Below are 19,402 nucleotides of genomic sequence, written 5' to 3' on the forward strand. Positions count from 1 at the left end.
TGATGCCGGGCGACAATGTCAACATGGAAGTGGAATTGATCGTGCCGGTGGCGCTGGAACAGGGTTCGAAATTCGCCATTCGCGAAGGCGGTTTGACCGTCGGCGCGGGTGTGATTACCAAGATTCTCGACTGAGAAGGAGTGTCGGCTTAATTCAATAAGCCGCAAGTGAAAGTATGGCATCCAAGAAGAAAGATATTCGCCCGGTAATTACTCTGGCATGCTCGGAGTGCAAAGAGCGCAACTACACATCCGAGAAGAACCGCCGCAACGATCCGGGGCGTCTGGAATTGAGCAAGTACTGCCCGCGCTGCCGTAAACACACACTGCATCGCGAAACGAAGTAGGGTATAATCGGGGTGAGGCAGATGCGTAATTTCTTGGCTGTCTCACCCTGCCGTAGGCCAGTAGCTCAATTGGCAGAGCACCGGTCTCCAAAACCGGGGGTTGTGGGTTCGACTCCTGCCTGGCCTGCCTCAATCCGGGCAACGCCCTTTCCGGCCCGACGTACCTTTCGGAGGTGCAATCAGCAGGAAAGCGGCGTTTTAGCCTGAGTAAGAAGGAGCTTTGTGTGGCTGAGAAAACCGAAAAAAGCAAAACGATTGAAAAAACCAAGCAGCCCGAAAAGAGCAAATCGGCTGAAAAAAGCAAACAACCCAACCGGTTGGTGCGTTTTTGGCGTGAAACGATTGGCGAATTGCGTAAAGTTTCCTGGCCAACTACCCAGGAAGCCTGGCGTTTGACCAGAATTGTGCTGGTGGTCATGTTCTTGATGGCAGTCTTTTTGGGTTTGCTGGATTATGTTTTCTCGGCTTTGATTGGTTTGCTGTTGGGATAATGTGGCAGAAAGTCAACCGTAAAGGAGTAGATGGGAATGCAGGATGCGTATGACGAAATGAAAGAGCCTGAGGAAGGGCAGGAAAAACCCCTCCCTCAACCGCAACCGGAGGTCAAAAAGACAACCGGTTCGACCGGCGCATCCCGCTCAGCTGCACAGCAACCGCCTGCGGAAGAGGAGCTCCCCACCTTTGAGGAACCGGGTACCGAACAGCGGGCCTGGTACGTGGTGCATTGCTACTCCGGTTACGAAAACAAAGTGCGTCACAATCTGGAACAACGCATCGAAACGATGGGGATGAAGGACAAGATTTTCGACGTGGTCATCCCCACCCAGGAAGAAATTGAGGTCAAGGACGGCAAACGGCGCACGGTGGAACGTCACGTCTTTCCGGGATATGTGCTGGTCAACATGATCATGACCGAAGAGTCGTGGTACGTGGTGCGCAACACCCCGGGCGTGACCGGCTTTGTCGGCATGGGCAACCAGCCCACCCCGCTGCGCCCCGAAGAGGTGGCTCAAATCCTCAAACGCATGGAAGCCGAAGCGCCGCATGTCAAGGTGACTTTCAAAGTTGGCGAGCGCGTCCGGATTGTGGATGGCCCGTTCAACGATTTTCGCGGTACCGTGGCGGAAATTGATCAGGAGCGCAATAAAGTGCGGGTCATGGTCAATTTCTTTGGCCGGGAAACCCCTGTGGAGCTGGATTTTCTGCAGGTGGAAAAAGCCTGAAACAGTGTAGATAAATCCTCGGCGACGAGGATTGTTTGTGGGAGGGTGCTCCCCAAACCACCCGTTATGACCACGAAGGAGTAGAAAAAGTGGCAAAGAAACTAAAAGCAGTCGTAAGGTTACAGTTGGTGGCCGGCAAAGCAAACCCGGCACCCCCGGTTGGCCCTGCCCTGGCCGGGCACGGGATCAACATCATGGCATTCTGCAAGGAATACAACGCCCGCACACAAAACCGCGCCGGCGAAGTGATCCCTGCGGAAATCAGCGTCTATACCGATGGTTCCTTCACTTTCATTTTGAAATCGCCTCCCGCGGCGGTGCTGCTGAAAAAGGCAGCCGGTGTTGAAAAGGGCTCAGCCGTACCCAACCGCACCAAGGTGGGCAAAGTCACCCGCGCTCAGATTCGCGAGATCGCCGAGATCAAAATGAAAGACATGAACGCAGTGGACATCGAAGATGCCATGCGGCAGATCGAAGGTACCGCCCGCAACATGGGCATTCAGGTAGTAGATTAAGCAAAAGTGGGAGGGCAGGTTACGGCCCGTTAGCACCACGAAGGAGATATCATGGCAAAGCACGGAAAGAAATACTTAGCCGCCAGTGCAAAAATCTCTCCCGGCAAGTCTTACACGCCTGAGGAAGCGCTTGCTCTGGCAAAAGAAACTTCGATTACCAAATTCGATGCTACAGTGGAAGTTCACCTGCGCATGGGTTTGGACCCACGTCAGGCCGATCAGCAGGTACGCGATGTGGTCGTCCTGCCGCATGGCTTGGGCAAGACGGTGCGTGTGCTGGTCTTTGCCCAGGGTGAAGGGGCTGAAAAAGCCAGAGAAGCCGGGGCCGATTACGTGGCCGACAGCGACGAATGGATCACCAAGATTCAAAACGGCTTTACCGACTTCGATGTGGCAATTGCCACGCCGGACATGATGAGCAAAGCCGGCCGCCTTGGGCGGGTGCTCGGCCCGCGCGGCTTGATGCCCAATCCCAAAGCCGGCACGGTGGTTCCGGCAGATGATTTGCCGCGCGTGATTCAGGAAGCCAAAGCCGGCCGGGTTGAGTTTCGGCTGGACAAAACCGCCAACATTCACGTACCGATTGGCAAGGTGTCCTTCGACACCGATAAACTGTACAACAACATGGCAGCCCTGATGGATGCAATCAAAAAAGCCAAACCGGCGGCTGCCAAGGGTTCTTACATCCGCAAGGTGACGGTTACCACCACGATGGGTCCCGGTATCCGCGTGGATGCAATCCAGGCCCAAAGCATGGCAATGAAGGAGTGAAACAGGCAAATAACCTGATTTCCTGAAAAGTGAATATTCCCTGCACCGTTGAAAGCAGGTGCCCCGCAAGGGGCTTAATATCCCGCCGAGGTGAGGACTTTTCCGCGAAGTTGAGGCTGCCTTCTGGCAGTGGTTAAAAGTCTTTGCCCGGCCAATGCAGGGCAAAGACTTTTATCTTAAGAAGAAAGGAGGTGAATCCTCGTTGGCATTCTCAAAACAGCACAAAAACAAAATGGTTGCGCAGTATGTGGAATGGCTGCGGCAGAGCCAGGGTGTATTTGTCCTGAATTACAACAAAATGACGATGAAGGACATTGATACCCTGCGCGCCAAAGCGCGCGAAGCCGGCGCTGAATTGCATGTCGTCAAGAATACCTTGATGAAACTGGCGCTGGAAGAAGTCGGCATTCAGGACAAATCGGTGTTCGATGGCGCTTCACTGGTGGGTTTTGCGTTCAGTGATGCGCCGGCGCTGGCCAAGGTGTTGAGCGATGCGACCGCCAAGTCCGAGATCTTTGCGATCAAGGGCGGCTATCTGGGGGCTCAGGCTCTCAGCGTTGAGCAGGTGAAAGCGCTCGCCGAGCTGCCGCCGCTGCCGGTCATGCGCGCCACGCTGCTGGGCACCATCTCGGCGCCGGCCTCCAAACTGGTTCGCACCCTCGCCGAGCCCGCCCGTGGTCTTGCGGCAGTCATCAAGGCCTACTCCGAAAAGAGCGCTGCCCCGGCTGCTGCCTAGTCAATGGTTCAATTACCTGTCAAACAGGACTTTTCAACAAACAAACTACTACGAATTTCTTGTAAGGAGAATTTGAAATGGCTGACTTAGAAAAACTGGTTGAAGAACTGAGCAAACTCTCGGTTCTGGAAGCTGCTGAACTGGTAAAAATGCTGGAAGAGAAATGGGGCGTTTCTGCCGCCGCTCCGGTGGCTGCTATGGCGGTTGCCCCGACGGCTGCCGCCGCTGCTGCTGAACCGGTGGAAGAGAAGACCGAGTTCGATGTCGTCCTCAAGGACGCTGGCCCCAAGAAGATCGAGACCATCAAGGTCATCCGCCAGCTGACCAACCTGGGTCTGGTGGAAGCCAAGACAATGGCCGAAACCGCCGGTGCCAAAGTGCTGAGCGGGGTTGGCAAAGAAGCCGCCAACGATGCCAAAGCCAAACTGGAAGCGGCTGGCGCGGTCGTCGAGGTTGTCTAGTTTTTTACCTCTGGCAAGCATCAAAAACCCCCCGTTTTCAGGCGGGGGGTTTTGTGTTTTGCAAATCAGGCGGCTACCGATTTGACCTGGCGGATGACCATGACCACTTTACCCATGATGCGCAGGCTTGCCGGATTTTCGACGTAGATCGGCCCCATAGTCGGGTTGGCCGGCTGCAGACGGACGCGGTCTTTTTCTTTGTAGAAGTACTTGAGGGTAGTTTCATCGCGGTCATCCAGCCAGACAGCCACCATATCCCCGTTGTTGGCTTCCTGTGCCCGGCGCAGAATGACGGTATCCCCGTCGTTGACCATCGCGTCAATCATCGAGTCCCCCTGTACTTCCAGCGCAAAGAGGTCTTCCGGCCGTTCGCGAGTTGGCAGCAGACTGCGGGCAATTTCCACGCTGTAGTCCGGATCGAAGTACGCCAGATCGGAGGGCGGCACGGGGATCGGCTCGCTGGCGACAATCCGTCCCAGCACCGGAATGGGGATGATGTCGTCCAGTTGCCGCCCGGCCTGCCGGACGGTGTTGACGGCCCGGTTCAGCAGCCGTTCAGCCGGTTCCAGCACGCGGATGGAGCGCGATACGCGATTATCTCGCGAGATGAACCCCATCTGCTCGAGCTGGTTCAGGTAATAATCCACCAGCGAGGTGGATTTGACGTTGATGCTATCCCCAATTTCGCGAATGGAGGGGGAATAGCCGTTTTCCTCTTGAAAACGGGTGAGGAAATCCAGTATTTTTCGGTGCCGTTCACTTAAGCCCTGGCTGCGTCTCGCCATCATCATGCTGCCTCACTTTCTTGACCAAAAAGCCTTGTTTGAAATTATTCGACCATTTGTACTATTATAATACACGAACAATTGTTCTGTGTCAATAGTATTTTTCGAAAAAATCTCAACCAATTGCAGCTTTTAATCTTCGTGAAAGTTTTCCAAACGCGGCGGTGTAGCGCATCTCATCGCTGCGCGGGCGAGGCAGTGGTACGCGGAAGTCAAGCGCCAGCCGGCCGGGGCGGGGGGTCAGCACCAGCACACGGTCGGAAAGCAGTAGAGCTTCCGAGATGGAGTGGGTGACCATCAGGACGGTTTTTCGGCGCACCTGCCACAGGTGGAGCAGTTCACTGCCCATCCGTTCGCGGGTCAGGGCATCCAGCGAGCCAAACGGTTCGTCCAACAGCAGCAGATCCGGATCCTGAATCAGAGCGCGGGCAATCGCTACCCGCTGAGCCATGCCGCCCGAAAGGTCGCGCGGGAAAACCTCCTCAAAGCCTTTCAACCCGATCAGTTCGATCAATTCCTGGGCCTGCTGGCGTGCCTGAGCGCGCGGAATGCCCTGTAATTCGAGCGGCAGGGTGATGTTTTCGATGGCGGTGCGCCACGGCATCAGGTTGGCTTGTTGAAACACATAACCGATGCGCGGCGGCTTGCCGTCCGCGTATCGGATTTCACCAGCGCTGGGGGGCAGCAGACCGGCCAGCACCCGCAGCAAGGTGCTTTTACCGCTGCCAGAAGGGCCGAGAATGCAGACAAATTCCTGCGGCTGCACCGAGAAGGTCAGATCGCGCAGAGCGTGAAAAGTACCCCCCTCGGCCGGGAAGAGGATGCTCAGATTGCGCACTTCCAGCGCCGGTGGCGGGAGTTGTTGATGGGTCATCTCAATACTGCGGCGGGCGGGGGAGGTATTCATTGGTGAAGGCGGCTTTCCAATCCAGGGTGGCAGGAATCAGGTTCATCTGTACCAACAGGTTGAAGGTGTTTTCCCAGGCCTGCGGATTGGACTGACCCCACGGGTTGGTCTGGTACAGGTCAATCGAAGCGCTCAGCACGCCGCGCTGGGTGGCGGCATCGGTTTCCGAAAGACTGGCCAGGTTTTCGACATAACGGGTGGAGATTTCGTAGGCCGCATCCGGGTCGGCAACCGTATCCTGCACTCCGCGCAGGAAAGCGCTGATCATGCGCCGGACGAGATCGGGGTTTTCTTTCAGTGTCTTTTCGTTGGTGATCAGGCCGTTGGATACCAGGGCAATGCTGTCGGCCACCCGCAAGACGCGCACATCATAGCCAAGGGCACGCAGCTGAATCGGCTCGTTGACGATGTACACCACCCCGGCTTCCACCTGCCCGGTAGTCAGTGCTTCCACCTGATTGAAACCGATGGATTGCAGGTTGATGTCGGTTTCCTTCAGTCCAGCAGCGTTCAAGAGGGCTTGCAAACCGATGTAACTGGCTCCGTAGGTGCCGGGGATGCCTACCTTGCGCCCGCGCAGGTCGGCCGGCTGGCGGATGCCGCTCGATTCCAGCGCGGCAATGCCCACCGGAAAATCGCGGTACCAGGACATGACATAAACCACCGGCAGGTCTTGGGCGCGGCCAAGCAGCACCTGCTCACCCGAGACCACCGCAAAGGGGATTTGACCGGCGCCGACCAGGGCGACATTGTCATTTTCCATGCTGTAATCCAGTGAGACATCCAGGCCCAATTCGCGGAAGTAGCCGCGCTCGATGGCGACATACAGCGGTGCAAATTGAATGTTGGGGATGAAACCCACCGGCAGACGAATGGGGGTCAGGCCGGCGGTGGGGGCGGGGGTGGCCGGTGTGGCACAACCGCTCAGAATGACAAGCAGCAGGGCTGCAATGAGGAGGGAATGAAGTTTACGCATGATTCGATCACCTTGTCAGTCGAGGATTTTATGTCCGTTGCGTTTGTAGGGTTCGCTTTGCCAGGCCAACATGCGGCGCTCCAGCAGGATTACCACGCCGTAGAGCAATAGGGCGAGGGTGACCAGCGTGAAAACGGCGACGAAGACCAGGGCAGTATCATACTGGCCGCGTCCCACATTGATGAGGAAACCCAGCCCGCGGTCGGCGGCCACCAGTTCGCCAATTACCGCGCCGATGACCGAGAGGGTGGCGCCAACCCGCAAACCGCCCAGAAAGACCGGCAGGGCGGCCGGAATTTCCAGATACTTCAGATTTTGCCAGGGGGTAGCCCGCAGAGAACGCATCAGGGCGCGCAGTTCCTGCGGCACGGCGCGCAGGCCGACGACCGTGTTGACCAGCACGGGAAAAAAGACGATCAGCGCGCAGATCAGCACCTTGGTAAAAATGCCCGGCCCGAACCAGATCACCAGCAGGGGGGCAATGGCGACAATCGGAATGGCCTGACTGGCAACCAGGTAGGGAGCCAGCAGATGCTCAAAGAGCGGTGATTTGGCAATCAGGTAGCCGATCACGGTTGCCAGCAAGGTGCCGGCCAGCAGGCCGAGCGTGATTTCCAGCAGGGTGGTGGAGGTGTGGCGCAGCAGGGTGCCGTCGGTCAGGGCCTGCCAGAAGCGGCTGGCCACCCGGCCGGGTGAGGGCAGAATGAAAGCCGGCAGTTGGGCAATGCGCACCAGTCCTTCCCAGATCAGCAGCGCCAGCAGGAGTGAGATGGGAGTGATAAAAAGACGCAGGCGGCGCAGCCAGGCCGAAACGCCGGCCTCTCCCCCCAGCGGGGGTTTCAGATTATTCAAGTTGGGGATGCTGATTTCCATGGTTGATTTTCCTGACACTTTCCGGTAAAACAAAAAACCCGAAAACGATGGGTTTTCGGGGCAGGATGCAGCGGCGTGTAAACAAATCGCTGGAGCGAAGTTTGGCCTTCTTTCATCCGGACTGTACCGTCGACCCCGGAATTTCACCGGGTCGTGCGCGGAAATGCGCTCGTGGGTTTTGACCACCGATCGGGAATTGGAAGCGCTGCTTCCTCACCCTGCCCCGAAGGCTTTTTGATATTCAACTAGGGTTATTATAGATGGGGAAAGTCAGAATGTCAATTCTGACGAATGTCCATAGTTTATGCCGAATATCACACCAAGGATTAATCCTCTGGATCATTGCGTTGATGCTCGGCAAGCGATTAGCAGGCAAGTTTGATTTGCCTTGAAGCCGGTACTCGTTGGTGAAAGGGACTGCTTTCCTGCCGGTAAGATGCTGCATTTGAAGGCGGGCAGTTGACAGATATATAGACCGGTTGATATAATTGATAATAATCATCTTTATAGGATATTTTGATAGAGATTGACCGATGACCAGTCCGCGCGAAAAGATTATCCTGACCACCTGTGACCTGCTGGAACGGCAGGGCTATCACGCCAGCGGCCTGAACGAAATCATCCAGGCCAGCGGCGCGCCGAAAGGCTCGCTGTATCACTACTTCCCCGGCGGAAAGACCGAGATTGCCGTGGAAGCCGTCCACAGCGCAGCCGAAGCCACCGCGCGAATCATCGAAGATCACCTGGCCGGTTATGACGACCCGGCCGAGGGCATCCGCGCCCTGCTGGAAGAAATTGCCCGGCGGGTGGAGCAATCCGGTTTCGCCGCCGGCGGGCCGTTGATGCTGGTGGCGCTGGAAACGGTTACCAGCAGTCCGCCGATCAATCAGGCCTGCCGCCGGGCTTACCAGCAAATTCAGGCAGTGTTCAGCCGGCGGTTGATGGCGGCGGGTGTGAACCCCTCGGCCGCCGAATCGCTCGGCCTGCTGATCGTCGCGGTCATCGAGGGGGCAACCCTGCTCAGCCGGACGCTGCACGATGCCCGTCCGCTGCGCGAGGCGGCCGGCTTTCTGGCGGAGCAGATCCGTCAAAATCTCACATCTCAGAACGGAGGTTAAGACTTGGACTCGCCACACACTTCCCCAACGGTGGACCGGAACAAAATCCCGCGCGCGGCGGCGCTGGCGGTGGGCTACTCGGTAGCCGCCAACCTGATTGCCCGTCAGTTGCTTTCGCTGGTGATCGAATTCCCGCCCGGCTTTTTACCGCTCACCCCCGGCCCCATTGCCGTTTTCACACTGATCGGCACGGCGCTGGGCGGGCTGGTCTTCTGGCTGATGGCGCGGGTGATGCCCAACCCCCTCCGTCCCTTTCAGGTGATTGCCTGGGTAGCGCTGGTGCTTTCCGTCCTTCCCAACCTGGCCTTGATGGGCAATCCCCAAATGGCCCCCATGCCGGGCGGCACGCCTCAGGCTTTTGGTGTGCTGATCGTCTTCCACGTCATTGCCGGAGTGATTACGATTTTTGTGCTCAGCCGCATGACAAGGGAGTGAAGGGGGAGGAATTTTCCTTGACACCGACCCAGGAAAACCGTACAATCTAGTTACAATTGAATGAGTGCCTGCGGGGTGCCCCATTCCCCGGATGGAAAGGCTGAAAGGCGAAACCGGTGCAAGTCCGGTGCTGACGCGCAACTGTAATTTCGGCAAACCTGCCGAATAAGCCAGGCCGCCCGCCCGGCAGGCGTTCACCACACTCTCGCGGAAAGGAGGTGGGGAACATTGGACTGGCAACACCGCAAATTCCGATCTCTCCCCTCCCTGCCCGCAACCGGCAGGGAGATTTTGTTGGGTGAGCCAGCGCCGCCTTTTACCAAAATTCCCATTCCCTGAACCCCGCTGGCTCGTCCAGCAGCCTGTTTCCAAACCCAAAACCCATTCAATCGGAAAGGTTTTTTGAAATGAAACGTCATGGCGTTCTACTCGTCTTTGTTTTGCTGCTGACTCTTGTGTTGGGCGCCTGCGCTCAGCCTGCCACGCCGGCGGCAACCCCCACTGCCAGCCCCATTGTGATGACCGACGGCCTCGGCCGCACGGTGACACTGGCTGCCCCGGCTCAACGGGTGATTTCCCTGGCGCCCTCCAATACCGAGATTTTGTACGCCGTTGGCGCCGGCAGTCAGGTGGTCGGCCGCGATAATTTCAGTAACTACCCGCCGGAGGCGCTGGAACTGCCCGGACTGGGTGATTTTATGGGCTTCTCGATTGAGCAAATCGTCGCCCTCAACCCCGACCTGGTGCTGCTGGCCGAAATTCACCCGCCGGAGCTGGTTAAATCCCTCGAAGATGCCGGTTTGACGGTGTTTTACCTGAAAAATCCCCTCACCATGGAAGAAATGTACCCGATGCTGATCACGGTTGGCGAGCTGACCGGCCACAAGGCCGAGGCTGAAACGCTGGTCACCCAACTGAGCGTGCGGGTGGCAGCCGTCCAGCAGAAACTGGCAAACATTGAAGAGCGGCCGACCGTCTTTTACGAAATTGACGGCACCGATCCCTCCAAACCGTGGACAACCGGCAACGGCACGTTCATTGACACGCTGTTGGAGATGGCCAAAGCCGAAAATGTCGGTCGGGCAATGGGCAGCCAATACGGGCAGATGAGCATCGAAGCCCTGCTGGAAGCCGACCCCGACTTCATCCTGCTGGGGGATGCCAATTTTGGGGTTACCCCCGAACAGGTGGCTGCCCGCCCCGGTTGGGGTGAATTGACCGCCGTCAAAGAAGGGCGTGTCCTTCCATTCAACGATGACCTGGCCAGCCGCCCCGGCCCGCGGTTGGTGGACGGGCTGGAAGAACTGGCGCGCATTCTTCACGCTGTGCCTGTGCCTTGATGAGGATGGCATGAAGGGACGCATTGTTCACCCATTCTGGATCGCTCTGGTTGCCCTGCTGGCTGCCCTGCTGTTGAGCGTGCTGGTGGGCAGTGTGTCCCTTTCCCTGATGGACATGGCCCGGGTGGTGGCGGCGCGGTTGAGCGGAACCGAAATCGGCGGCGACCTGCGCGTGGCGGATACCATTCTCTTCTCCCTGCGCCTGCCGCGCACCGCCCTGGTAGCGCTGACCGGATCGGCGCTGGCGGTGTGCGGCACGTCCTATCAGGGACTGTTTCGCAATCCGCTGGCCGACCCCTATCTGATCGGTGTGGCTTCGGGGGCCGGTTTGGGGGCGGTGATTGCACTCAGCCTGCGCTGGCGCTATGATGCGCTTGGCTTGCTGGCTGTGCCGCTGGCTTCGTTCAGCGGGGCAGTCCTTACGGTTTTGATGGTGGTCATGCTGGCGCGGGTTGGGCGCTCCCTGCCGGTCACCAATCTGCTGCTGGCGGGGGTGGCGGTCAACTCCTTCACCGGCGCGATGACTTCCTTCCTGCTGCTGCGCTCAACCGGTGAACTGCGCCGGGCGATTGCCTGGCTGATGGGCGGATCGGCGATGGGCGGCTGGCAGCCGGTGCTGGCGGTGCTGCCCTACTGGCTGATCGGGCTGGGGATTTTGATGACGATGGGACACGCCCTCAATGTCATGCAGTTTGGCGATGAGCAGGCCCAGCAGTTAGGATTACCGGTTGAGGCGACCCGCTGGGTGATCATTGCGGTTTCCTCGCTGGCGACAGCAGCGGCGGTTTCGTTTACCGGCATCATCGGTTTCGTCGGGCTGATTGTCCCGCACCTGCTGCGCCTGCTGACCGGCGGCGACTACCGCCGTCTGCTGCCGCTCTCTTTGCTGGGCGGGGCGGCTTTTCTGTTGGTTGCGGACGTGCTGGCACGGGTGGTCATGACTCCCCAGGAATTACCGGTTGGGATCATCACCGCCCTGGCCGGCGCACCTTTCTTTATCTGGATTTTGCGGCGTTCGCGCACGCTTCCCTATTGGAGTTGACCATGCTTGAAGTTTCCCACCTGACGGTTGGTTACGGCAGCAAGCCGGTTTTGAAAGATGTCAGTTTTCGGCTGGCGGATGGCGAGATTCTGGCGGTGATCGGCCCGAACGGTGCGGGTAAATCCACGCTGGTACGCGCCCTCAGTGGTATTTTGCCGCCTCAGTGCGGTTCAATCCGCTACAACGGGCGAGACCTTTGCTCGCTTTCGGTACAGGAACGCGCCCGGATGATCGCGGTTGTGCCTCAGGCGCGTAACCTGCCGGCCGGGTTTACAGCCTGGCAGGTCGTTTCGCTGGGACGCACTCCCTACCTGAACTGGTTTGGTCAGCTAAGCCCCGCCGATGAAGAGCTGGTTCGGGAAGCCATGCGCCGCACCGATACGGCTCATCTGGCTGAACGGCTGGTGGGGGAGCTTTCCGGCGGCGAATTGCAGCGCCTGCTGCTGGCGCGCGCCCTGGTGCAGGCCACCCCGGTCATGCTGCTGGATGAACCGACCACTCACCTTGATTTACAGTACCAAATCGGCCTGCTTAACCGCGTGGTGGAAGTAGTCCGCCAGCCGATCAGCGGTAACGGCAACGGTAAACCGCACTCACCGGCGGCGCTGGTGGTGCTGCATGACCTGAATCTGGTGGCGCGGTATGCCGACCGGGTACTGCTGATGGTGGATGGCTGTGTGCGTTCCTGCGGGACGGTCAGCGATGTGCTGCGCCCGGCGATGTTGAGCGAGGCATTCGGTGTACCGCTGGAGGTCATGCGCAGCCCGAATGGAAAATACCCGCTGGTTGTGCCGCTGATGGCCTGATTTTCTGGCATAATTGGGCACAGGAAAAGTCATGCAGGTCAATCTCTACGCTACCTTTCGGCTGATTGCCGGCGCCCGCAGCCTTGAACTGGACTTACCGGAAGGCATAACCGTGCGGCAGGCGGTGGATGAAATTCTCGCCCGTCTGCCGGATTTACGCCCGCACTGGGTGAATGCCCAAAACGAAATCCATGCTCATGTGCATGGATTCGTCAACGGCAAGGATGTCAGCACCCTGCCGCAGGGTTGGGAAACACCCCTCCAAAGCGGGGATGTGCTGGACTTCTTTCCGCCAGTGGCGGGGGGATGATGCCTCAGGCGACCACTTTGGTTTGAATGTGGAAGCGCGGCGGCTGCTCCATGTGCTTTTTCACGGCACACTGTTCAGCCGAGCGCACCAGCGCATCGTAGTACTTTTGCGGAAATTCGGGCGGGACTTGAATTTCCATCTCGATTTCTTCTACCATGCCGGTCAGCGGATTGCGCCGGTCACGCTGCACAATCCGAATACCGTCGGTGGGCAGGCCGCGCTGACGGCAGAAACCCAGCACGTAAATACCGGCGCAGGTGGCCAGTGAAGCCAGAAACACGGCAAAGGGGGTGGGGGCAGAACCTTCACCGCCGCCCATCGGGGGTTGGTCGGTGCGAACGGTGTAGGGGCCAAACTGGGCATCCACCCGCGCACCGCCGGGGAAGTAAACAACCATTTCCATGTGTGAATTCTCTCCAGAATGAAGTTTTACCTTTGGTTAGATGCTACTGGGGCTTTAAGGTTGCAGGAACAGGCGAAACCGGCTGCTCTTTACCAAGCGGGTACCAGAAAAAGCGCCAGTACAGGAAAATGGAGATCATATACAGCACCAGCGTGGCGGCAAAGGCTGGCTGAAAACCGTAGTTGACCTGGATCCAGCCGCTGATTTGCGGGGAAAATGCCCAGCCGACATTGTTGGCCATGCTCACCAGACTGGCAACGGTGGCTCGTGCCGAAGGCTCGACTTTCTCCATGACAAACGTCTGATAAACCGGCAGGCTCATGTTCATCAGGGTCAGGCGGATGTAGTAGGCCGCCGCGCTGACCGCAAACCACGGCGCAAAGCCCAACAGCACCAGGAAGGGGATGGAGAGGGCCTGAGTGATGACCACCAGTTGAATCTTACCAAACCGGTCGGCCAGCGGCGGGGCAATCAGTAAGCCGACCCCCATCGCCAGCGAACCCCACGCAAACATGGCGCCGATTACCGGGTCGGGCTGATGATGCACATTGCGGAAAAAGACATTCATGAAGGGCATGATCAGCCCGGCGCCCAGCGAAGTTACCAGCATGGGCAGAATCAGTTTGCCCAACAGGCGCGAGTGCTGACCGAAATATGCCAGCGGTGCAAACACCGAGCGTTTATCGCGGGCCAGGCGCACCGGGCGCAAAAAAAGCAACGGCAGAATGCCGACCGAACCGGCAACGGCAATGGCAGCCAGCGCGCCGCCGTAAGCCGAAGGACTGGTGGGGGCGCTGCCCTGCAGACTCCCGATCCAGGTGGGTAGGTAACCGCCGATCCAGTTGCCGAAGAAAGCCGAAGCCATTTGCAATCCGGAGGTAAAACTGAACAGGTAAGTACGCTCTTTTTCGCCGCTGTTTTCCATCAGGAAAGGCCCCATCGTTACACCGGTCAGGCTTTGTGCCAGCCCCAGTACAATGTTCATCAGCACAAAGGTCAGCGCCGAGGGGAACAGCACCATCACCCCCACCGCCAGCCCCAGCACAGCCGTACCGATGATCAGGGCGGTTTTGTGGCCGATGTTGTCCACCAGATAACCCATCGGCAGGGCAGACAGCAAAGCGGTCAGGCTGGAGGTGGTAATCAACGTACCGAGCAGGGCTTCGTCATAGCCCAGCGAGAGGACGTAAAAATTGAACAGCAGGCGGTAAACCCCCATGGCTGCACCGCTGAGGATGACACTGGTCAGGTACAGACGGGCGTTGGGTTGAAAGGCGCGCACGCGGTCAAAATAACTGGCTAAAACGCGAGAAGCGCGGGGGAAGAGACGGCTGATTTTCAAGGGTTGTCCTCCATCCATGGGGAAAATTCAGGATTCTTCACTGGTGTCGAGGAAGTTGTGGAGCGTGGTCAGGGCTTCGTCCAGTCCTTCACGGCGCAGGTCGTAGCGGCGTTCGCCGTCGGCATCCAGCCGGATATGCACCAGGCCAGCCCGACGTAAGGCATTGAGGTGATGAATGACGGTCGGGGCGCGCAGGCGCAGGCGCCCGGCCAGGGCAGCCGGGGTGAGCGGCTGCTGAGCCAGAAAGCGCAAAATCCGCAAGCGGGTGGGGTCGCCCAGGGCTTTGAAGGTATCCACCAGCGCGAGGGGGACGGCGCCCCCACCCGCCAGGGAAAGATGAGCCGGTCGGCAGCCGAACACCAGCAGAGCGCGCTCCCCATCCAACCGCTGGAAGAAAATGAAGGGCGTGCTCCAGTAGGAGGGAATCAGGGTCAGGTGGCGGATTTGCTGGATTTCCGCAATACTCACCCCACGCGTGAGGGTCTCGATGACCTGAGGCAGGGGCAATTCATTCAGCAGACGGGTGGCCTGCTGAGTCCCGTTTTCCAGCGGGGTTTGCAGGCGGCTTTCCTCTTCGCGGAAGTACAGGTTGTGGTAAGCGCGCAGGGCCTCCAGCCAGACCTCGCCAAAGGCGGCCGGGTTCGACCACGCTTCAATCCAGTATTCGAGTGTGGCGGGCGGCGGGAGGTGGCGCTTGTTGTCCAGTTCGGCTTTCAGCAGAGCGCGCATGGCGGGGGTTGCCCGGCCGGTTGCAGCGATTTCCAGCAGGGCGTTGCGCACTTCCGGGCGCAGTTCAGCGGTGAAGGTCAGACGGGGCAGGCGTTCGGCAGCCGGGATTTGTGCCAGCGCGTTCAGCACCGAATCAGCATCTTTGCGTGGCAGGGGTAAGTCGTGCAGCCAGCCGAGCGGTACGCCCAGAAAGGGCAGGCTGCGCTCGAAAAACTCGCGCTGTGCGGCCGGCAGGCGCGAGCGCACCCCCGCCGCCCACGAGGGCCGCAGACCAAAATCGGCCGGGTTGTGCAGCACAATCAGGCTGATAAAGAAGTCGTAGGCAGTTGCGGTTTCAAAAGTTATTTCAGGCATGGCCGATTAGATTATTATCTAATTTATTAGATGATAATCTAATCTGGCAATGGGGTCAAGAAATTGGTAATGTCTGGATGAATTACAGCGGTCTGTGGCGGGTTTATCCCCCCGGCGTATTTGTTCTGGCGCAAATGAGCGCCGGTCAAAATGTGGTATGCTGAACCCACCAAGAAAATTCACCGGTCAATGGAGTTGAATATGAACACCTCACAACCCGAATGTGTTTACTGCGCTCGAAGCGCGCAGGAAGTTCCCCTCTTGTCCCTGCGCTTTCAGGAAACCCAATTCTGGATTTGCCCCCAGCACCTGCCCATTTTGATTCATCAGCCGGAGCGATTGAGTGGTAAACTGCCCGGCGTGGAAAATCTCGAACCCCACGAACATTAAGACAACCCTCACGCAATCAAAAGACTGCCTGTCATTGTACAGGCAGTCTTTTATATGGTAAACCTCACCCCCGCCTCAGCGAAAAGTGGGACTTTTTGGATGATGATTGTCTGTCTAATCATGATTTTTGCCACTATCAGGAAAGGCGCGCTTTTTATTAAGATAGGTGCAATGTCAACAGCGGAATTTCGCAATTTTTCGATCTTTGAAGGGTTGAGCCCTGCCAAAATCGAGTGGCTGGCGAGCCAGTTCGAGCAGCAGTGGCTGCCTGCCAACCATACCATCTTCCGACAGGGCGATTCCGCCGATTATCTCTACCTTCTGGCTACCGGAAAGGTTATAATTCGATATAAGCCGTATGACGGCCCGCCGCTGACCGTGGCAACCATTCAGCCGGGTGAAATTTTCGGCTGGTCGGCGGTGCTGGGCAGGCACATTTACACCTCGGCAGCGGTGACTCTGGAACCTAGCCGCCTGTACCGCATTCTGGGCAGCCGTCTGCAAACCGTGTGTGATGAATGCCCGGAGACCGGGGCAATGCTTTACCAGCGCCTGGCCAGGGTTGCCGGCGAGCAAAAAAAAACATTTGCATACCGAGAGCGAGTTGTTGCGGGTACTGACTTCCAATATGGATAAAAATGGGGATTGTTACCGGAGGATTGAACATGGGCGACGCTGAAATTCCTGCATACAGCATTGAGGAACAATTGCGCGGTCTGATCGAGCAATTGAGCGCCTATATCGAAACTTACCACGGCGGTGAGGTGGAATATATCGGCTTTGATGGCAAAGTGGTCAAAGTGCGCCTGGGCGGGGCCTGTCTCGGCTGCCCGCTTTCACCGGTGACCCTCAAAGGCTGGGTGGAAGGCACCATCAAACAATTCTTCCCCGAAATCCACGTTGAGGAAGAAAGCGCCTCATAAAATTTCGGGCTGGTTCATTCCAGCCCGACTTCAATGTGTTCCTGATCCTCTTCGTCGTAGATATCCACAATCTGACCAATTTCGCCGGATTGGATCGCCTCCATAATTTGACCCATCTCGACCTCGCCGATTTCCGGGGAGAAGCGGGCGCCTAATTTCATGCCGGTGTTCAGCACGGTAACCGGCAGGCGGATGTTGACGCGCACTTTACCGCTGCGTAAATCGGTGATGCGCACCCGCAGCCAGCGTGGCCGCGGCCGGATTGCCTCCCCCGGCGGAGGAGGTGGGGGTGGAGGCAGAGGGCCTTTTTTTTCGGGGGTGGCGCTGCTCTTTTCCAACGCCTGCAACAGGCGAATGCCCTCTTCGGGGGTGATTTTATTTTCCTCGATCAGTTTGAGGATTTTCAGTCGTTCTTCACTGCTTGCCGCCATTTTTCAGCCTTGTAAATCGGCATTTCATGGGATATGCTTATTGTAATTGAATTTTGCCCGTCTGGCACAAATTAAGCCCGCCTGTACGGACTTTTCATTTTGGAGATTGGGTTTCTATGATCAATTTGTGGCAGTTATTCTGGATTTTCATCAAGGTCAATTTATTAACCACCTCAGGGCCGGCTTCGGTGGGTTTGCTGTATCAGGAAGCGGTGGGCAAATTGATGACCGAAAAAGAATTTGTCGAGGCGGTCGGTTTTTCCAGCGTGCTGCCCGGCAGTGACGCCTTGCAACTGGCCATGTTCGTCGGCTACCGTGCCGGCGGGGTACCCGGCGCGCTGGTGGCTTTACTGGGTTCGATTCTGCCGCCTACAATCTTGATTTTGATCATCGTCAGCATCCTGCGCTTCATCAGCGGTGAAGCGTGGGTGGGTAACTTTGTGCGCGGACTTGCTCCGGCTGTGGCCGCCTTGATGGTGCTGGTGGCCTGGAATGTGTTCCGCGGCGAGGCCGGTGAAACCATCACCTGGTTCACGGTCATCATCGCCGCTGGCGCCATGATTGCCTATATCCTCAAAGTGCCGCCGCCGCTGGTGCTGGTGGTAGCCGGTGTACTGGGGATCATCGTGCTGCGATGAACGACCTGCCGCCTCTTCTCATTGCATTACAGAGCAGTCATCCCTCTTTTCCAGCGCTGGAATATGGGGAAAATCTGGCAAAGGTGCTGCGTACCCCCGTTCGTCTATTGTGTATGCGTCAGGCTGGCTCATCTGCGCTGCTGGAGGAGCAGGTTCAGCGTTCCGCACTGGCTTTGAAGGAGCTGGATGTTCTGGTGGACATCCGCTGGGCGGATGGCGATCTGGTGAAAGCCGTGCTGCGGGAGGTGAATCAGATGCCGGAAGCGATGCTGGTGATCAGCGACAAGTACCGTCCCATCTGGCGGCGCTGGGTGCGCTTTGGGCGTTTCCGTCGGCTACAGGCTTCGCTCACATCGCCAATTTTACGGGTACGGGAGGTCTGCTGGCCGCCGCAAAATATCATCGTGTGCAGCGGAGGTTTGCCATACACCATTCCGGTGGAGCGGCTGGCTGTGCGTCTGGCGCGCTCTGTCGGCGCACGGTTGACCTTTCTGCATGTGGTTGAGCCGATCACCCTGGATTACCCCCTGGCAAGGGAAATTCACTCGCACTGGGAACACCTGCTACAAACCGATACCCCGCAGGCGCGTCACCTGAAGCAGGCATTGGATTTTGCCGAACGGCTCGGTGTGGAGGCGCGGGTGGTGGTGCGCCATGGGCTGATTCTGCACGAGATCCTCGATGAGATCCGCAGCGGGGGTTATGATCTGGTGGGCATGGGGTCAACCTACAGTTCCACCAGTCTTTCGCGTTTGTTCCGCCCGGATGTTACCGCGCTGGTTTCAGCCGCGGTGGATTGTCCTTTGCTTTCTCAACGCGGCCCGGCTGAAAACTCTGATGCGGGTTAACGCGTAAGCGTGTGGCTGGTATCTTCCCACTTCTTGACGGCGGCACGGATGATGGTTTGAATTTCGGCATCCGGCACCGCATCAATGCCGTTGAAGCGTTCGTGATCCACCCAGACCACCACCCCAAAGTTGGCTTCCTGGGTCAGGCGGATGGTGCGGTTGGCAAAGGGTGAATTGACCAGCATTTCTTGCAAGATTTCGTCAATTTGCCCGACGATGGAAGTGGCACGCGGCTTGTCCACCGGCAGGATGGAAGCCGCCAGTACGGATGGGTCGGGCAGGGGAACGCTGGCTGGCGGGGTTGGTACGGGTTGTGGGGGCGGTGCTTCTTTTTCAACTCCCAGCCAATTCGTCCACGATTCGGCAGCCTCGCGCAGCATGCGCAATTGATCCACCGGCACGGTTTCGCGGCTCAGGTAAATTTTACGGTCAATTTCCGTCACCAGTTTACCGGTGGATTTTTCACGGTAGAGACGCACCAGCGGGTTGAAGCGTTCCAGCGGTAAGCCGGTGTAGGGTTCTTCGGCAGCCGGTTTGGGAGCCGGTTTTTCATCGTTTTGTTCGGGAGGTTCTTCCTCGCTGTGTTCTTTTCCCCGGTCGAGGAAGAAATAGGCAACCACAGCACCGATGATAAAACCGACAGCCGTGAAAATCAATGCGGGCAGGAGCAGATTTCCGGGATTGAGCATGACAGCCTCAC

General features: G+C 57.9%; 28 protein-coding genes, 1 tRNA gene and 2 riboswitches. Of the genes, 20 read left to right on the forward strand and 9 right to left on the reverse strand.

Going from position 1 to position 19,402, the window contains the following annotated elements:
- From AC812_RS17005 to rplL, 9 genes are all read left to right on the forward strand, one after another.
- Positions 1-134, forward strand: a 134-nt coding sequence (locus AC812_RS17005; RefSeq protein WP_082426480.1) for an EF-Tu C-terminal domain-related protein, incomplete at its 5' end; no start/stop codon positions are given.
- Positions 135-175: 41 nt separating this feature from the next.
- Positions 176-346, forward strand: coding sequence for a 50S ribosomal protein L33 (gene rpmG / locus AC812_RS17010; RefSeq protein ID WP_082148844.1), 171 nt, complete (start codon positions 176-178; stop codon positions 344-346).
- A gap of 54 nt (positions 347-400) precedes the next feature.
- Positions 401-473, forward strand: a tRNA-Trp gene (locus AC812_RS00005).
- Between the two features lie 97 nt (positions 474-570).
- Positions 571-837: a preprotein translocase subunit SecE gene (secE, locus tag AC812_RS00010; protein WP_061912919.1), complete on the forward strand. Its 267-nt coding sequence runs from the start codon at positions 571-573 to the stop codon at positions 835-837.
- A gap of 30 nt (positions 838-867) precedes the next feature.
- Complete coding sequence (nusG, locus tag AC812_RS00015; protein WP_346265121.1) at positions 868-1,569, forward strand: transcription termination/antitermination protein NusG; 702 nt, start codon at positions 868-870, stop codon at positions 1,567-1,569.
- A gap of 89 nt (positions 1,570-1,658) precedes the next feature.
- Positions 1,659-2,084 carry a 50S ribosomal protein L11 gene (gene rplK / locus AC812_RS00020; RefSeq protein WP_061912977.1) on the forward strand — a complete coding sequence of 142 codons (426 nt, stop codon included), beginning with the start codon at positions 1,659-1,661 and terminating at the stop codon, positions 2,082-2,084.
- A gap of 51 nt (positions 2,085-2,135) precedes the next feature.
- On the forward strand, positions 2,136-2,855 hold the full coding sequence (gene rplA / locus AC812_RS00025) for a 50S ribosomal protein L1 (protein WP_061912920.1): 720 nt from the start codon (positions 2,136-2,138) through the stop codon (positions 2,853-2,855).
- Between the two features lie 202 nt (positions 2,856-3,057).
- A complete protein-coding gene (gene rplJ / locus AC812_RS00030; RefSeq protein WP_061912921.1) occupies positions 3,058-3,591 on the forward strand; it encodes a 50S ribosomal protein L10 in 534 nt (177 codons plus the stop codon).
- A gap of 77 nt (positions 3,592-3,668) precedes the next feature.
- Positions 3,669-4,052, forward strand: coding sequence for a 50S ribosomal protein L7/L12 (gene rplL / locus AC812_RS00035; RefSeq protein WP_061912922.1), 384 nt, complete (start codon positions 3,669-3,671; stop codon positions 4,050-4,052).
- Between the two features lie 65 nt (positions 4,053-4,117).
- On the opposite strand, the gene lexA is transcribed toward rplL, so the two are convergent.
- The 4 genes from lexA to AC812_RS00055 all read right to left on the reverse strand — a co-directional run bounded on the left by lexA (position 4,118) and on the right by AC812_RS00055 (position 7,593).
- Positions 4,118-4,843 (reverse strand): transcriptional repressor LexA, encoded by a 726-nt coding sequence (gene lexA, locus AC812_RS00040; protein WP_061912923.1) that lies wholly within the window; start codon positions 4,841-4,843, stop codon positions 4,118-4,120.
- 109 nt (positions 4,844-4,952) lie between these two features.
- A complete protein-coding gene (locus tag AC812_RS00045) occupies positions 4,953-5,744 on the reverse strand; it encodes an ABC transporter ATP-binding protein (RefSeq protein ID WP_061912924.1) in 792 nt (263 codons plus the stop codon).
- Entirely contained in the window at positions 5,713-6,720 is a 1,008-nt protein-coding gene (locus AC812_RS00050; protein WP_061912925.1) for an ABC transporter substrate-binding protein, read from the reverse strand. The genes AC812_RS00045 and AC812_RS00050 overlap by 32 nt, the downstream gene beginning before the upstream one ends.
- 15 nt (positions 6,721-6,735) lie before the next feature.
- Positions 6,736-7,593, reverse strand: coding sequence for an ABC transporter permease (locus AC812_RS00055; RefSeq protein WP_082148847.1), 858 nt, complete (start codon positions 7,591-7,593; stop codon positions 6,736-6,738).
- A 100-nt stretch (positions 7,594-7,693) separates the two neighbouring features.
- Positions 7,694-7,828: riboswitch (FMN riboswitch) on the reverse strand.
- A gap of 298 nt (positions 7,829-8,126) precedes the next feature.
- Between AC812_RS00055 and AC812_RS00060 the strand changes: the two genes are divergently transcribed.
- The 6 genes from AC812_RS00060 (at position 8,127) to AC812_RS00085 (ending at position 12,644) form a co-directional block, all read left to right on the forward strand.
- A complete protein-coding gene (locus tag AC812_RS00060; protein WP_061912926.1) occupies positions 8,127-8,711 on the forward strand; it encodes a TetR/AcrR family transcriptional regulator in 585 nt (194 codons plus the stop codon).
- Between the two features lie 3 nt (positions 8,712-8,714).
- Complete coding sequence (locus tag AC812_RS00065) at positions 8,715-9,146, forward strand: DUF6069 family protein (RefSeq protein ID WP_145962454.1); 432 nt, start codon at positions 8,715-8,717, stop codon at positions 9,144-9,146.
- 56 nt (positions 9,147-9,202) lie between these two features.
- Positions 9,203-9,347: riboswitch (cobalamin riboswitch) on the forward strand.
- 206 nt (positions 9,348-9,553) lie between these two features.
- Positions 9,554-10,486, forward strand: coding sequence for an ABC transporter substrate-binding protein (locus tag AC812_RS00070; RefSeq protein ID WP_061912928.1), 933 nt, complete (start codon positions 9,554-9,556; stop codon positions 10,484-10,486).
- The gene (locus tag AC812_RS00075; protein WP_145962456.1) at positions 10,383-11,528 is read left to right on the forward strand and encodes a FecCD family ABC transporter permease; all 1,146 of its coding nucleotides are present in this window, start codon (positions 10,383-10,385) and stop codon (positions 11,526-11,528) included. Before AC812_RS00070 ends, AC812_RS00075 begins: the two co-directional genes overlap by 104 nt.
- Before the next feature lie 2 nt (positions 11,529-11,530).
- Positions 11,531-12,334 (forward strand): ABC transporter ATP-binding protein, encoded by an 804-nt coding sequence (locus AC812_RS00080; protein ID WP_061912930.1) that lies wholly within the window; start codon positions 11,531-11,533, stop codon positions 12,332-12,334.
- Between the two features lie 31 nt (positions 12,335-12,365).
- Entirely contained in the window at positions 12,366-12,644 is a 279-nt protein-coding gene (locus tag AC812_RS00085; protein ID WP_061912931.1) for a ubiquitin-like small modifier protein 1, read from the forward strand.
- 4 nt (positions 12,645-12,648) lie between these two features.
- On the opposite strand, the gene AC812_RS00090 is transcribed toward AC812_RS00085, so the two are convergent.
- From AC812_RS00090 to AC812_RS00100, 3 genes are read right to left on the reverse strand one after another with little or no spacing between them, the layout of a single operon-like run.
- Complete coding sequence (locus AC812_RS00090; protein ID WP_061912932.1) at positions 12,649-13,047, reverse strand: OsmC family protein; 399 nt, start codon at positions 13,045-13,047, stop codon at positions 12,649-12,651.
- 43 nt (positions 13,048-13,090) lie between these two features.
- The gene (locus AC812_RS00095) at positions 13,091-14,389 is read right to left on the reverse strand and encodes an MFS transporter (RefSeq protein ID WP_061912933.1); all 1,299 of its coding nucleotides are present in this window, start codon (positions 14,387-14,389) and stop codon (positions 13,091-13,093) included.
- A gap of 27 nt (positions 14,390-14,416) precedes the next feature.
- Complete coding sequence (locus AC812_RS00100) at positions 14,417-15,472, reverse strand: ArsR/SmtB family transcription factor (protein ID WP_061912934.1); 1,056 nt, start codon at positions 15,470-15,472, stop codon at positions 14,417-14,419.
- A 201-nt stretch (positions 15,473-15,673) separates the two neighbouring features.
- Between AC812_RS00100 and AC812_RS00105 the strand changes: the two genes are divergently transcribed.
- The 3 genes from AC812_RS00105 to AC812_RS00115 all read left to right on the forward strand — a co-directional run bounded on the left by AC812_RS00105 (position 15,674) and on the right by AC812_RS00115 (position 16,785).
- The gene (locus tag AC812_RS00105) at positions 15,674-15,862 is read left to right on the forward strand and encodes a hypothetical protein (protein ID WP_061912935.1); all 189 of its coding nucleotides are present in this window, start codon (positions 15,674-15,676) and stop codon (positions 15,860-15,862) included.
- Between the two features lie 171 nt (positions 15,863-16,033).
- Positions 16,034-16,498, forward strand: a complete 465-nt coding sequence (locus tag AC812_RS00110) for a cyclic nucleotide-binding domain-containing protein (protein ID WP_061912936.1) — start codon at positions 16,034-16,036, stop codon at positions 16,496-16,498.
- Positions 16,499-16,527: 29 nt separating this feature from the next.
- The gene (locus AC812_RS00115) at positions 16,528-16,785 is read left to right on the forward strand and encodes a NifU family protein (RefSeq protein WP_169787235.1); all 258 of its coding nucleotides are present in this window, start codon (positions 16,528-16,530) and stop codon (positions 16,783-16,785) included.
- 14 nt (positions 16,786-16,799) lie between these two features.
- Here AC812_RS00115 and AC812_RS00120 read toward each other — a convergent pair whose 3' ends face one another.
- On the reverse strand, positions 16,800-17,216 hold the full coding sequence (locus AC812_RS00120; protein ID WP_061912938.1) for an SHOCT-like domain-containing protein: 417 nt from the start codon (positions 17,214-17,216) through the stop codon (positions 16,800-16,802).
- A gap of 116 nt (positions 17,217-17,332) precedes the next feature.
- Here AC812_RS00120 and AC812_RS00125 point away from each other — a divergent pair, with 116 nt between their 5' ends.
- Entirely contained in the window at positions 17,333-17,854 is a 522-nt protein-coding gene (locus tag AC812_RS00125) for a chromate transporter (RefSeq protein WP_061912939.1), read from the forward strand.
- Positions 17,851-18,702 (forward strand): universal stress protein, encoded by an 852-nt coding sequence (locus AC812_RS00130; RefSeq protein WP_061912940.1) that lies wholly within the window; start codon positions 17,851-17,853, stop codon positions 18,700-18,702. Before AC812_RS00125 ends, AC812_RS00130 begins: the two co-directional genes overlap by 4 nt.
- Here AC812_RS00130 and AC812_RS00135 read toward each other — a convergent pair.
- A complete protein-coding gene (locus AC812_RS00135) occupies positions 18,699-19,391 on the reverse strand; it encodes a hypothetical protein (protein WP_061912941.1) in 693 nt (230 codons plus the stop codon). The two genes, AC812_RS00130 and AC812_RS00135, sit on opposite strands and share 4 nt — an antisense overlap.
- Positions 19,392-19,402 lie beyond the last annotated feature (11 nt).

It is taken from the genome of Bellilinea caldifistulae, from assembly GCF_001306055.1.
GTDB lineage: Bacteria > Chloroflexota > Anaerolineae > Anaerolineales > Anaerolineaceae > Bellilinea > Bellilinea caldifistulae.